We start from the raw sequence: 12,496 nt of genomic DNA, 5'->3' as shown, positions 1-12,496 counted from the left end.
AAGGCATTCGGACCGAACTAATTCTGGGAGGATTACCTATATGGATCGTCGTTCTTTTCTAAAGACCTCTGCTCTGGGCGGCGCAGCCGCAGCCACCACTCTGGCGGCTCCGGCTTATGCGCAAGGCAAGCGCACCCTGACCATGGTGACCTCATGGGGTCGTGGTCTGGCGGGTGTGTTTGATGCGGCTCAGTATGCTGCAGACACAATCACCGCGATGTCGGACGGCCAGCTGACCGTTGACATCAAGGCAGCCGGCGAATTGGTTGGTGCGTTCGAAGTGTTTGACGCCGTGACCGCCGGTCAGGCTGACATGTACCACGCGGCCGACTACTACTTTGTCAGCCAGCACCCGGGCTATGCCTATTTCACCGCTGTGCCTTTCGGCATGACCGCTCAGGAACTGGTGAACTGGTACTACCATGGTGAAGGCCACGAGCTGCATGACGAACTGGGCGAAATCTTCGGCCTGAAATCGTTCCTGGCGGGTAACACCGGTGCACAGGCTGGTGGCTGGTTCTCGAAAGAGATCACCGGTCCGGAAGATTTCCAAGGCCTGAAGTTCCGTATGCCCGGCCTTGGTGGTCAGGCGCTTGGTAAAATGGGCGCATCTGTCCAGAACCTTCCGGGTTCGGAAGTGTATCAGGCGCTGGCATCCGGTGCCATCGACGGTACCGAGTGGATCGGCCCCTGGGCGGACGAAAAAGCCGGTTTCCAGGAAATCACCAAGTTCTACTACACTGCGGGCTTCCACGAGCCGGGTGCAGGCCTGTCGCTGGCAACCAACCGCGAAGTCTATGACTCGCTGTCGCCTGCGCATCAGAAGATCATTGAGACCGCCGCTGCTGCATCGCACCAGTGGAACCTGGCTCAGTTCCTGAACAACAACGGTGCAGCCCTGCAGCGTCTTCAGGCTGGTGGCGTCAAAACTCTCGAATTCCCGGACAGCGTTTGGGATGCCATGGGTGCGGCCTCGAAAGAGACCATGGACAGCTACATGGACGACGAGCTGTTCGCCAAGATCCGTGGCTCGGTAGAAACCTCCATGCGCGCATCGTCGGGCTGGCTGGTTAAGTCGGAAGGTGTCTATCGCACCCAACGCGACCGTATCATGGGTTAACCCGCGACCGGTTCAAAAAACAGGGGCCTCCCGCACCAATCGGGGGGCCCTTTGCGAAAGCGCGCGGCGGTGGCGCAGATATTTCCTGAAACGAACAGAGGGATGTGGGGGCAATGCTAGACGCACTTGTCTGGATCTTTAGCAATATAGGCCAGGCCTTCATCAACGCAGGATACGCGATCACGCATCCGGGCCAGTGGCTCAGCTGGATCGGCGGTCTGGAGACGACCGAGGACAAACAGGCGCTGATGCGCTTTGTCTACTACGGCGGCTCGACTGAGTTCTTTTTTGTGGTCTTCACCACGTTCCTGATCATCACGGCCATCGGCCTGTGGCGCAACAGCTTCATGTGGGGCTGTGTGCGGGTGCTCGAAGGGTTTGCCAACACGGTTGGGCGCTTCTTTGCATGGGCCGGGCTCTTGATGGTGCTGCAGCAGATCGTCATCGTCTTCATGCAGCGGATTTTCACCGTTGCGGAGATTTCGCTGATTTATAACGTCGACTTTCTGACCCATGACGTCAGCTGGTGGGCGGAAGAGCTGAAACTCTACAATGCGATGATCGTGTCGCTTTGTGCCACATACACCTTTGTCCAGGGCGGACACGTGCGTGTTGACCTCGTCTATTCCGCGATCAGCTTCCGGGCCAAGCGGACCGTCGACATGTTTGGCGCCATGGTCTTCATGATGCCCGCCGCGGTTCTGACCTGGATGTATGGCTGGTACTTCATGTGGCGCCACTTGATCACACCCAAGGTGTCCGCGTCCGACAAAATCGAACTTCTCATGAAAAAGGCGCGCATTCTGAAATGGAATGTCGAAACCATCGGCTTCTCGCCGAACGGGTTCAACGCCTACTTCCTCTTCAAGGTTCTTCTCGTTGCCTTTGCCGGCATGGTCTTCCTGCATTCGATTGCTTTCTTCTACCGTTCGTACCTCGAGCGCAAAGAAGGACAGGCAAGCGAAGGCAAGTATCTCGACCGTGACAGCCTCGGCGAGGGCGAAGAAGCCTATGAAGGCACACACTGAGTTAAGGGGCAGAAACAATGCTATTCGGACTTGATGGGGTCGAAGTCGGCCTGATTATCGTCTTTCTCTGCCTCTTCGGGGGCATTCTCTCGGGCTTTCCAGTGGCGTTTGCCATCGGCGGGGCAGGGGTGATCTCGTTCGGGATCATCGCGGCGCTCGACAGCGCCGGGCTCTTGATCCACCAGGCCATCGACACATCGTCGACCCTGTATGCGGATCTGATTGCCCAAGGGATAAAGTCAGACACGATCTCGATATTCCGCTACCCAGATTTGCCCAGGATCGCCGAACCGGTCTTCCCGGGGGGCTGGGAAACCGCGATGGACCGCAACATTTCGTTCATCGTGAACCGTATGAACGAACGTGTTCTGGCGGGTCAGTCGATCGAAACGCTTCTGGCGGTTCTGATGTTCGTCCTGATGGGCATCACGCTGGAACGCTCCAAGATCGCCAATGAACTTCTGACCACGATGGCGCGCGTCTTTGGCCCGCTGCCCGGCGGTCTGGCGGTTTCGGTTGTGGTTGTGGGCGCCTTCCTGGCGGCGTCGACCGGTATCGTGGGCGCCACGGTTGTGACCATGGGGCTGTTGTCCCTGCCGACCATGCTGCGCCATGGGTACTCGCCACAACTGGCGACAGGTGTGATTGCGGCCTCTGGTACGCTGGGGCAGATCATTCCACCGTCAATCGTGATCGTTCTCTTGGGAACGCTGGCCGGTGACCTCTATTCGGCTGCGCAGGAAACCCGTGCACAGGTTGCCGGCTGTTCCGACGCCTTGACCTATCTCGGTGAACCGGCGGTCGTGTCGGTCGGAACACTGTTCCAGGCGGCGCTGATCCCGGGCATCATGCTGGCCTGTCTCTATGGTCTCTATGCCTTTGGCTATGCGCTTTTGAACCCCTCCAAGGCACCCGCCGTGGAACTCGGGGCCTCCAACAGCGAGCCGATTGGCCGCAACCACGGTCTGACCTGGTTCCTTGGTGTTCCCGCACTCATCGTGGTCGGCATGATCGCGCTGAACAGTGTTGGCGTCGTCGGCAGCCAGAACGTGACGGTCGACAGCTTCTCTGATGCAGGTAAAACCGCAAGCCTGCGCACAAAGGTCAGTCCAGAGTGCCAGGCATCGATGATCGAGCTGCACGGCCAAGAGGCGTGGGATACCGCCATTGCCGAACAGACGACCATTGACGAAGCTGGTGGCGTAGCAGAAGCCCGCGCTTTGACGCCGGAAGAACGCGAAGCCGCATTCCTTGAAAAGGTTGCCAGCGCGCCGATTATCGGGTCGGGCTTGGCCATCGGCTTCCTGCTTCTGGCCTTTGTCATGACCACAGCGCGTGGCGTGGCGCCGTTGCAGGACACCAGACCGCTGCTGATCGGTGGGGCTGGCATCGTGTTGGGGCTGTTGGTGGATGCGGTGCTGATCTCGCCGTTGACCACACCGGGCTGGACCCTGATTTACAGTGCGATCCCCTTGGGGCTGGCGTTCTATGGCTGTCGCTATGCGGCTGGTCTGCTTGGCCAGAACGAGCTGTTGCGCGTGGTGTTCCCACCGCTCGTGCTGATTGTTGCCGTGCTGGGGTCGATCCTCGGCGGCATCACCAACCCGACACCGGCAGCGGCGCTTGGGGCAGGTGGGGCGATCATGCTGGCGGCCTATCGCAAGCTGCAGGATCAGGAGAAATCCGGACGGATCATCATCTGGGCGACTTTTGCCATCATCATCATGATCCTTGTCGGCGTGAACTTTGACCTGCGTGTCAACATCGGCGAAGTCAGCACCGAGAACTGGATTGCCTTCGTCGTGGCCAAATGTGCCTATCTCTTTGCGATGTTCGGCATGTTCTATGGCTGCTGGGTCCTGTTCCGGGGCAAGGTTCTGACACCAATCGTGCGGGAAACGGCCAAGGTGACCTCGATGGTCTTTACCATCCTGATCGGCTCTCAGCTCTTGAACCTCGTGGTGATCTCCTTTGGGGGTGAACACTATATCCAGGGCTTCCTGAAGTCGTTCGACAACGAGTTCAAGGTGTTCCTGATCGTGATGCTGGTGCTGTTCATCCTGGGCTTTGTGCTCGACTTCCTCGAGATCATCTACATCGTGATCCCGATTGTCGGGCCGGTGATCTACGGTGGCACATTCGATCCGAAATGGGTGACCATCATGATCGCGGTGAACCTGCAGACGTCCTTCCTGACGCCGCCCTTTGGCTTTGCACTCTTCTATCTCAGGGGGGTTGCGCCAAAAGAGGTCACAACCGGGCATATCTACAGGGGCATCATACCCTTTGTGCTGATCCAGGTTGTCGGATTGGGGATCCTGTGGTTCTTCCCGTCCATCGTGACCATCCTGCCAGCTTTGATCCCCAACTGATCCATGCGAGAGCTTGAAACACAAACGGGGGCCTTCGGGTCCCCGTTTTTCTGTGTAACAGGCTGGTCGTGCAGCGCGAATGTCTTGGACCCGGTGAAACGCCGGTCAGCGCTTGAGTTGCAACAGATCCCAGCGGTGGCCAAAGGGATCGCGCCAGACGGCGACCGTGCCATAGGGCTCAAACCGCGGCTCTTCCTCGAACACAACGCCCTTTGCCACCATGGTCGCATGGTCCCGGGCAAAGTCATCGGTGTGCAGGAACAGGCCAATACGCCCGCCGAACTGGTTGCCGATCACCGCGCGTTGCGCGTCGTCTGCCGCGCGCGCCAGCAGGATAGCGGTCTGCGCCTGAGCGTCCGGCGCAATGACAACCCATCTCTTGCCGTCACCCAGATCCGTGTCCTCGCGCAGATCAAAGCCAAGCGTGGCGACATAGAAATCCAGCGCCGGATCATAGTCGGGCACGACCAGCGAAATTGCATGCAGATGCTGCGGCATCAGAGTTTGGGCGCGCGAGTATCGGGCAGCGTGAGATTGGCCACCTGTTCGGCAATCGGATCGGTCGACAGCGGGTGCAACTCGGATTCAAACCGCTCCGGATCGCCCAGATCCTGCCACTCACCACCAGCAAACACCTCAAGCCCCGAAAAGTTGCACTTGTAGCCCATCTTGGAACTGCCCGGCACCCAATAGCCCAGGTAGACATAGTCCAGTCCCGCCTCGCGGGCGATCTCGACGTGGTCGAGGATCAAATAGGTGCCAAGGCTCTGGCGCGGCAGATCAGGTCTGTAAAAGGAATAGACCATGCTGACCCCGTCTTCGAGGATGTCCGTCAGGGCGACACCAATCAAATCATGGCTTTCATAATCCGAGTATTCAACAACGCGGCTGCGGATCGGGGTTTCCTCGATCATCGCGGCAAATTCGAACACATCCATATCGGCCATGCCCCCATCCGCGTGGCGGCTATCGAGATAGGTGCGGAACAGGTCAAACTGATCCTCGGTGGCCCAGGGTGAGGTCGCGCGGCGCTGCAGATGGGCGTTGCGCCGGATAATGCGTTTCTGGCTGCGTGATGGCGAGAACTTTGAAACGTTGATCCTGGCCGAAAGACAGGCGGCACAATCGGAACAAGAGGGGCGATACAGCACGTTCTGCGATCGACGAAATCCCTGATGCGACAGCGTGTTGTTCAATGCACCTGCATGTTCCCCCTGCAATGCCGTAAACAGTTTGCGCTCCATCCTGCCCTCAAGATAGGGGCAGGGCTGGGGGGCTGTCACATAAAACTGAGGCGCTATAGGAAGAGTGTGGCGCATATCGTCCCGTTTGTCTGTTCAATCAGGACGATAGCACGGTTTTTTCTCAGGCCAAGGGCTTAGTAGCGGGCCGCGCGATTGATCGCCACGGACCCCATCACATGGTCGGTCAGACCCTGGCGGCGCGATGACATCAGCATCAGCCCGATTGAGATCAGCTGTAGTGGAAACACCGAGAGCGACACGTGGTAGCCCAGCGTGTGCAAAAACGCGCTGCCAAAGTCAAACCGACGCCCCGTGCGGTCGCGCATCTCCAGCGAGGTCAGGCGCATACCCCAGGTTGCCGAGCCGCTTGTCAGCGTGATCGTGCGATAGATGAACCCGATAATCAGCAGGAGGAAGGCAAAGAAGAACAAGCCAACCACCGTAAAAAGCGCCACCACCGCAGACATAGCCACGATGACAACGGTATCTATGACCCAGGCAATCAGGCGTTTGGTGGGCACGTCCGCATAAAACTCGGGCTGCGTGTCGGGGTCAGGCAATAGATAGTCCATGTGGGCCGTCTCAGTCATTTTGGGGGGGCTTGTCCTTTATGTTGGCACAGACGCGGCCCCACTACTGGGGCCACATCCGCGAGGGTGCCTTTAGGCGTCGGCGCGGGGGGCGTCGCGTTCTGCTGCTGCGGCTCCGGCGCGCTCGTCCATGAACTCGTCAAACTCTGCCTTGTCCTTGGCTTCACGCAGGCGCTCGAGGAAGGTCTCAAAGCTCTTCTGCTCTTCTTCCAGGCGGCGCAGGGTTTCTTCGCGATAGGCGTCAAATGCGCGGTTGCCGGTCGGGCTCATCGTATGCATGTGACGGCGACGGCTGCGGCTGCAGGACTTGTTGAACATGTTTGAACTCCAGCGGTTTGTGTAGGTGATGTAAAGCACAAGGGCGAGGCCGATCGGCCAGAAAAAGACAAAGCCAAGGACCATGGCGGCGATCCAGGCGCCTTTGCCTTTGCTGTCAAGCCAGGCTTCGCTGCGCGAGAACCAGCCGGTCGGGCCAGTAGGGGCGGTCGCGGTGGCAGTCGGTGTCATGTGTGTTTCTCCGTGGTTGCAATGTAAATCGTCTTCACATCATCAAAATTGGCACCCCGGCCCTGTTTTGCAAGAGGGCATGTGAATGATTTTTACATTTTTAATGTAAGAAATTGTTTTAGATCAATAAAATTCGAAATTTGAACGATATCACACGGTGAAATCAGCCACTTTTGCAGTGGTAAGATCAGGCAAAATAGCCGGATCGATGTGAAATACATGATTGGGAGTGCCTGCAGCGGCCCAAACTATGTCGTAGTCCATAAGCTTCGGATCAACAAACGTGCGAATGGGGGATGTATGTCCCACGGGGCTGACGCCCCCTATGGCAAAGCCCGTCTGCATCCGAACAAGAGCCGCGTCCGCTTTGCCCAGAGGTTCTCCGGCCAGCGCACTGGCTTTGCCTGCATCAACCTGATTGCCACCAGCGGTCAGGAACAGGATCGCTTCTCCGCTCGCCTCGCCGCGAAAGATGATAGACTTGGCAATCTGATCCAACGCGCACCCCACGGCATCCGCAGCCATTTGCGCGGTGCGCGCTCCGTCAGTCTCGCGCACATCATTTGGCACTCCTGCCGCTTCCAGCGCCGCGCGCACGCGTCTCAGACTTTTGCTCATAAATCCCTCCCGACGAACCTCAAAGAAAGCGATTGCAGGAAACTTTGTAAAGCACCGTTGACGCGCCGCTGTCCCGCACGCAGGGTAGCGCCATGAAAAAACACGACAAACCCTCTCTCGACGACATCCTGGCACTTGAGATCAAGGTCTGGGAGGCTTTGGTGTCAGGCGACCCTAAAGTAGATGGCGCCATGCTGACCGAAGATTTCCTGGGCGTCTACACAAGCGGCTATTCCGACAAGGCCGGACATATGGCCGAACTGACCGACGGCCCGTCCATGGCCGAGTATCGCCTGTCCGAAGCGCGGCTCAAACGCTTGGGGAAAAGACGCGTAGTCCTGTCCTACCGTGCGGATTACCGCAAGCCCGATGCCGAAAACTGGGACGCGATGTACATCTCTTCGATCTGGGAGAGCCGCAAAGGCGTCTGGCTGAACGTATTTTCACAGGACACCCCCACGGATTAACCCCAGCTGGCAAGACGTTTGCGGATTTTATCCTGGAACTGGGAGGCGCGCCTTTCATCAACGGTTTCCGCGCCATAAAGCGACACCATATTGAACTGCGCCTTGGGGGCGCAGGCCTTGACCAACCCCCATTTCAGCGCGCGATAGACCGGGCGGCGCAGGATCAGCCTGTCGATCCACCCCGGCGCGCCAAGCGTTGTGATCGCCAAGACCTGTGTCAAACCGGTCAATCGCGGCGTCAGCGCCGAGAGGTCGTTGGCATGGTCATAGGCTACTCCCGGCAGAAAGCTGCGATCAATCCAGCCCTTCAGGATGGCGGGCAGAGCAAACCACCAGGTTGGAAAAACCAGCACCAATGCGTCGGCGTCCTGCAACCCCGCGTGGTCTTCAAAATCGCTCGTGTAGTACACTGCGCGTTCCTGCGGACGTAACACCGGATCGAACCCTTCGGCATATAGATCAAGCAGCCGCACCTCGTGCCCGGCCTCTTCCAAGGCAGCGACAGCAACCCGCGCGTTCTCGGCGTTCAGGCTCTGGGGCAGGGGATGGGCAAGGACAACAAGACACCGCATGGGCGCGACCCTAAAGCGCGGCCAGCACCATCACAAGACCCACCCCGAGGCCCTACGCCCCATTGACCTCTGCGCCGCAACATGTCCATTTGCCGCCATGGATTTTCAGTCTCGCATCACCCGCCTGCCGTTTGCATTCGATCCTGAAAGAGGGGATGACACGCTTGCCCTGCTGCCAGAGATGTCCGGCGACCTGGGCAAGTTGCTTCACGGCACCGCCGGATGCAGCCCCTATCTCAAGGCGCTGATTGAAAAAGAAAAAGATTGGCTGCCCGGGGCGTTTGACAATCCCGAAACGGCGCTGACCACATTGTTTTCAGAGCTGAAACAGGTCGCGCCGGACCTGCTTCCGGCCGAGCTGCGTCGCGGCAAACGCCGCATGGCTCTGATCACGGCTCTGGCAGACCTCGCCGGGGTCTGGGAGTTGGAGCAGGTCACCGGCGCGCTGACCGACTATGCCGACCTCGCCAGTGATCTGGCGATAAAGGCCTGTATCGCCAATGAAATCCGCCGCAAGAAATTACCGGGCATGACCGAGGAGGACGTCGCGACCGCAGGCGGGATGGTCACGCTGGCCATGGGCAAAATGGGCGCGCACGAGCTGAACTATTCCTCGGACATCGACCTGATTTGCCTGTTTGATGAAACCCGGTTTGAGCCTGATGATTTCCACGATGCCCGTGCCTCCTTCGTGCGGGCCACTCGCAAGATGTCGGCGATGCTGAGCGACCTGACAGGGGATGGCTATGTCTTTCGCACCGACCTGCGCCTGCGCCCGGACCCGGCTGTTACCCCGGTCTGCATGGCGATGGAGGCCGCGGAACGCTATTACGAAAGCCTTGGCCGCACATGGGAGCGCGCAGCCTATATCAAGGCGCGACCCTCGGCGGGCGATCTGGACGCGGGTGCACGGTTCCTGAAAACCCTGACGCCTTTTGTTTGGCGCAAGCATCTCGATTTTGCGGCTATTCAGGATGCCCACGACATGCGCCTGCGCATCCGTGCGCACAAAGGGCTGGGCGGTCCGATCACCTTGCCCGGTCACAACATGAAGCTGGGTCGGGGTGGCATTCGCGAGATCGAGTTCTTTACCCAGACCCGGCAGCTGATCGCCGGTGGTCGCGACCCCTATCTGCGAGACAACCGAACCGTACCTGCCTTGGGGCGTTTGGCTGAAAGAGGCTGGGTGCCCGAGGACGTGGCGCAGATCCTGTCGCATCACTACCGCGCCCACCGCGAGGTCGAACACCGCATCCAGATGGTCAATGACGCGCAAACCCATGATCTGCCCAAGTCCGAAGAGAACATGCAGCGCCTGGCCTGCCTGTCCGGGCGCGATCTGGACGAGATGCGCCGCGATATCACCGACCGTCTGACCGAAGTGCATGAACTGACCGAGGGCTTCTTTGCCCCGGACGCCGCGCGGGTTGACCACGAGCATGAGTTCGACGCGGATGTCATTGATCGCTGGCAAACCTACCCGGCGCTGCGATCCGAACGCGCGGTTGAAATCTTCAATCGTCTCAAGCCCGAGGTTCTTGGGCGTCTCGCCCAGACGGCGCATCCCGATCAGGCGCTGTTGGCGCTGGATGGGTTTCTGCGTGGGCTGCCCGCGGGTGTGCAACTGTTCTCGCTGTTTGAGGCCAACCAGCAACTTATTGATTTGCTGGTGGATATTGTTGGCACCGCCCCCGCCTTGGCCCGCCACCTCAGCCGAAACTCTGGCGTGTTCGACGCGGTGATCGGCGGGTCCTTCTTTACGCCCTGGCCCAGTGAGCAGGGGCTGCGCCAGGAATTGACGGATGTCCTGGCGGCAGAGGGCGATGACTACGAGCTCAAGCTGGACGCCGCCCGCCGCTGGGCCAAGGAGTGGCATTTCCGGGTTGGGGTGCACCACCTGCGCGGATTGATTTCGGCAGAAGAGGCTGGCGTGCATTATGCCGATCTCGCCGGTGCCACCCTCGCGGCGCTCTGGCCGGTTGTGGCCGATAAGTTTGCCGAAAAACATGGACCCATGCCGGGCAGGGGGGCCGTTGTTTTGGGCATGGGCTCACTCGGCGCGCGCCGCCTCAACGCCTCGTCCGACCTGGATCTGATCGTGATCTACGACAACGACGGTGTGGAATACTCAGAAGGCCGCCGCCCTCTCGCCAGCCGCGCCTACTATGCGCGCCTCACACAGGCGATGGTGACGGCGGTTTCCGCCCAGATGTCACAAGGACGGCTCTACGAGATCGACATGCGCCTGCGCCCGTCAGGCACCCAAGGCCCCGTGGCGACCTCAGTGGCGTCATTCCGAAACTATCAGGAAAACGAAGCCTGGACCTGGGAGCACCTGGCGCTGACACGCGCGCGCCCTGTCGCTGGCACAACCGAGTTGATGAATGAGGTGGAAGAGTTTCGCCGCAAAGTACTGGCCACGCCCAGAAACGAAGCCCGGATTCGCGCCGATGTCGCCGAGATGCGGGCCAAGATCGCCGCTGCCAAGACCCCGTCGAGTATTTGGGATGCAAAGATCGGCGCCGGGCGCATGCAGGATATCGAACTGATGTCCCAGGCCGCCGCCCTGATTGGTCACAGCCCACGCCGCACCGTACCGCAGGCCTTGCGCGCCGGTGTCGCGATTGGGTGGCTTGATGCCGCTGAAAGTACAGCGCTGAAACAGGATTATACGCTTTTCTGGCAGGTGCAGGTGGCGTCAAAGCTGCTGAGTGAACAGGACCTGTCCCCCGAGGTGATCGGTGAAGGCGGCGCGGCATTCCTGCTGCGCGAGACTGGGGCGGACTCGATGGCGGCGCTTGAACAGGCGTTGGCCGAGGCCGCAACCCGGGCTGCCGCCCACATCGATGCAGCGCTCGGGAGGGCACCGACCAAGAGTTAGGCACATGACGGAACCAAACTGGGACCCCAAGGGGCTGATCCGCGAAAGCTACCGGATCGAAGGCATCACCGACTCGCAATGCCGCACGATCTTTCTCGACTGGGCCTTGACCGTGCCACCGGGGCTGGACACCCGCGATGGATTGAACGCGATGCTCTCGACCTATCGCGACGCCAACCCAGACCACCCCATGACCGAGATTCTCGAACAGGGTCTGGTGCAGATGAGTCGCCCGAAACGCCGCGGTGGCTGGCGGTCGCGCGAACGCAGTTGACCTAGGGAAACAAGGGGTTTTGACCCTGATCGGGGTGAAAACTCCATCGAATCGAACACAATTTGTCCAAATCTTGCCTCAATTCACACGCAGATTACTCGCGTGCAAATGGACCTGGGGGTCCAAAGGAGACAGGACATGAATCGTGTTCGACTGACAGCAATGATGATGGTTCTGGGGCTCGGCCTTTCGGCATGTGCCTCGGTGGACACCGCAACCCGTAACGCGCCGCTGGAGCAGATTTCAGCCGAGATGCCGATGCCGGCACCTTCTTTTGCGCTGGCGGGGTTTGACGTGAATGTCCCCACCACCCTGAAAGTTTCGGAAAAGAACAGCTATTACCCGGGCGGTGACATCGTCTGGCGCGGGGATGCCTTTGGCAACCGCTACGAGCAGGTGGGCGCAATCTTTGAAGAGGCAATTGCGCTTGGCGCCTCCGATCTGCACGGCGCCATGGGAGTTGTCATAGAGATTGAACTCAAACGCTTCCACGCTCTGACCGAGAAAACCCGCTACTCGGTGGGCGGCATCCACTCGATCGAGTTCGTGATGACGATCCGTGATCCGCAGACCGGAGCCATCGTGCGCGGCCCCCGCGAGATCAAGGCCGATCTGGTTGGTTACGGCGGCTCCAAGGCCCTTCAGGCCGAGGCCCGCGGCCTGACGCAGAAATACCGCATCACCAACCACCTGGCACGGGTGATCCGCGACGAGATGACCCTGACCACCGGTTGGGTGGCACCCAAGAAAGGCGTGACCGCCACGGTGCAACCAATGACGCCGGTAAAAGCGCTTTGATCTGAAACGCTCTTTTCAGCGCCAC

Annotated in this window: 13 protein-coding genes; 7 read left to right on the top strand and 6 right to left on the bottom strand. The window is 59.6% G+C overall.

Annotation, left to right across the window (positions count from 1 at the left end):
- Positions 1-40: 40 nt before the first annotated feature.
- From EK369_RS03670 to EK369_RS03660, 3 genes are all read left to right on the top strand, one after another.
- Positions 41-1,120, top strand: a complete 1,080-nt coding sequence (locus EK369_RS03670) for a TRAP transporter substrate-binding protein (protein ID WP_127112307.1) — start codon at positions 41-43, stop codon at positions 1,118-1,120.
- Between the two features lie 113 nt (positions 1,121-1,233).
- Positions 1,234-2,148, top strand: coding sequence for a TRAP transporter small permease subunit (locus EK369_RS03665; protein ID WP_127112306.1), 915 nt, complete (start codon positions 1,234-1,236; stop codon positions 2,146-2,148).
- A gap of 17 nt (positions 2,149-2,165) precedes the next feature.
- A complete protein-coding gene (locus EK369_RS03660; RefSeq protein WP_127112305.1) occupies positions 2,166-4,520 on the top strand; it encodes a TRAP transporter large permease in 2,355 nt (784 codons plus the stop codon).
- Between the two features lie 105 nt (positions 4,521-4,625).
- On the opposite strand, the gene EK369_RS03655 is transcribed toward EK369_RS03660, so the two are convergent.
- The 5 genes from EK369_RS03655 to EK369_RS03635 form a co-directional block, all read right to left on the bottom strand.
- Positions 4,626-5,018 carry a VOC family protein gene (locus EK369_RS03655; protein WP_127112304.1) on the bottom strand — a complete coding sequence of 131 codons (393 nt, stop codon included), beginning with the start codon at positions 5,016-5,018 and terminating at the stop codon, positions 4,626-4,628.
- On the bottom strand, positions 5,018-5,839 hold the full coding sequence (locus EK369_RS03650) for an arginyltransferase (protein WP_127112303.1): 822 nt from the start codon (positions 5,837-5,839) through the stop codon (positions 5,018-5,020). Before EK369_RS03650 ends, EK369_RS03655 begins: the two co-directional genes overlap by 1 nt.
- Positions 5,840-5,898: 59 nt before the next feature.
- On the bottom strand, positions 5,899-6,354 hold the full coding sequence (locus EK369_RS03645; protein ID WP_127112302.1) for an RDD family protein: 456 nt from the start codon (positions 6,352-6,354) through the stop codon (positions 5,899-5,901).
- A 72-nt stretch (positions 6,355-6,426) separates the two neighbouring features.
- Positions 6,427-6,861, bottom strand: a complete 435-nt coding sequence (locus tag EK369_RS03640; protein WP_127112301.1) for a DUF2852 domain-containing protein — start codon at positions 6,859-6,861, stop codon at positions 6,427-6,429.
- Positions 6,862-7,011: 150 nt separating this feature from the next.
- Positions 7,012-7,479 carry a YbaK/EbsC family protein gene (locus EK369_RS03635; protein WP_127112300.1) on the bottom strand — a complete coding sequence of 156 codons (468 nt, stop codon included), beginning with the start codon at positions 7,477-7,479 and terminating at the stop codon, positions 7,012-7,014.
- 92 nt (positions 7,480-7,571) lie between these two features.
- Here EK369_RS03635 and EK369_RS03630 point away from each other — a divergent pair, with 92 nt between their 5' ends.
- Entirely contained in the window at positions 7,572-7,946 is a 375-nt protein-coding gene (locus EK369_RS03630; RefSeq protein WP_127112299.1) for a nuclear transport factor 2 family protein, read from the top strand.
- On the opposite strand, the gene EK369_RS03625 is transcribed toward EK369_RS03630, so the two are convergent.
- Positions 7,943-8,518 (bottom strand): NAD(P)H-dependent oxidoreductase, encoded by a 576-nt coding sequence (locus EK369_RS03625; protein ID WP_127112298.1) that lies wholly within the window; start codon positions 8,516-8,518, stop codon positions 7,943-7,945. The genes EK369_RS03630 and EK369_RS03625 overlap by 4 nt on opposite strands.
- A gap of 97 nt (positions 8,519-8,615) precedes the next feature.
- Here EK369_RS03625 and glnE point away from each other — a divergent pair, with 97 nt between their 5' ends.
- The 3 genes from glnE to EK369_RS03610 all read left to right on the top strand — a co-directional run bounded on the left by glnE (position 8,616) and on the right by EK369_RS03610 (position 12,471).
- A complete protein-coding gene (gene glnE / locus EK369_RS03620; RefSeq protein ID WP_127112297.1) occupies positions 8,616-11,399 on the top strand; it encodes a bifunctional [glutamate--ammonia ligase]-adenylyl-L-tyrosine phosphorylase/[glutamate--ammonia-ligase] adenylyltransferase in 2,784 nt (927 codons plus the stop codon).
- A 4-nt stretch (positions 11,400-11,403) separates the two neighbouring features.
- Positions 11,404-11,673 (top strand): hypothetical protein, encoded by a 270-nt coding sequence (locus EK369_RS03615; RefSeq protein WP_127112296.1) that lies wholly within the window; start codon positions 11,404-11,406, stop codon positions 11,671-11,673.
- Positions 11,674-11,811: 138 nt separating this feature from the next.
- Positions 11,812-12,471 carry a DUF6778 family protein gene (locus EK369_RS03610; protein ID WP_235871334.1) on the top strand — a complete coding sequence of 220 codons (660 nt, stop codon included), beginning with the start codon at positions 11,812-11,814 and terminating at the stop codon, positions 12,469-12,471.
- Positions 12,472-12,496: the final 25 nt, after the last annotated feature.

It is taken from the genome of Shimia sediminis, assembly GCF_003990645.1.
Lineage (GTDB): Bacteria > Pseudomonadota > Alphaproteobacteria > Rhodobacterales > Rhodobacteraceae > Shimia > Shimia sediminis.
This window is presented reverse-complemented; position numbering and strand designations above follow the sequence as displayed.

Coding starts and splice junctions, on each gene's coding strand:
- EK369_RS03670 (WP_127112307.1), top strand. CDS start 41: ATGGATCGTCGTTCTTTTCTAAAGACCTCTGCTCTGGGCGGCGCAGCC.
- EK369_RS03665 (WP_127112306.1), top strand. CDS start 1,234: ATGCTAGACGCACTTGTCTGGATCTTTAGCAATATAGGCCAGGCCTTC.
- EK369_RS03660 (WP_127112305.1), top strand. CDS start 2,166: ATGCTATTCGGACTTGATGGGGTCGAAGTCGGCCTGATTATCGTCTTT.
- EK369_RS03655 (WP_127112304.1), bottom strand. CDS start 5,018: ATGCCGCAGCATCTGCATGCAATTTCGCTGGTCGTGCCCGACTATGAT.
- EK369_RS03650 (WP_127112303.1), bottom strand. CDS start 5,839: ATGCGCCACACTCTTCCTATAGCGCCTCAGTTTTATGTGACAGCCCCC.
- EK369_RS03645 (WP_127112302.1), bottom strand. CDS start 6,354: ATGACTGAGACGGCCCACATGGACTATCTATTGCCTGACCCCGACACG.
- EK369_RS03640 (WP_127112301.1), bottom strand. CDS start 6,861: ATGACACCGACTGCCACCGCGACCGCCCCTACTGGCCCGACCGGCTGG.
- EK369_RS03635 (WP_127112300.1), bottom strand. CDS start 7,479: ATGAGCAAAAGTCTGAGACGCGTGCGCGCGGCGCTGGAAGCGGCAGGA.
- EK369_RS03630 (WP_127112299.1), top strand. CDS start 7,572: ATGAAAAAACACGACAAACCCTCTCTCGACGACATCCTGGCACTTGAG.
- EK369_RS03625 (WP_127112298.1), bottom strand. CDS start 8,518: ATGCGGTGTCTTGTTGTCCTTGCCCATCCCCTGCCCCAGAGCCTGAAC.
- glnE (WP_127112297.1), top strand. CDS start 8,616: ATGGATTTTCAGTCTCGCATCACCCGCCTGCCGTTTGCATTCGATCCT.
- EK369_RS03615 (WP_127112296.1), top strand. CDS start 11,404: ATGACGGAACCAAACTGGGACCCCAAGGGGCTGATCCGCGAAAGCTAC.
- EK369_RS03610 (WP_235871334.1), top strand. CDS start 11,812: ATGAATCGTGTTCGACTGACAGCAATGATGATGGTTCTGGGGCTCGGC.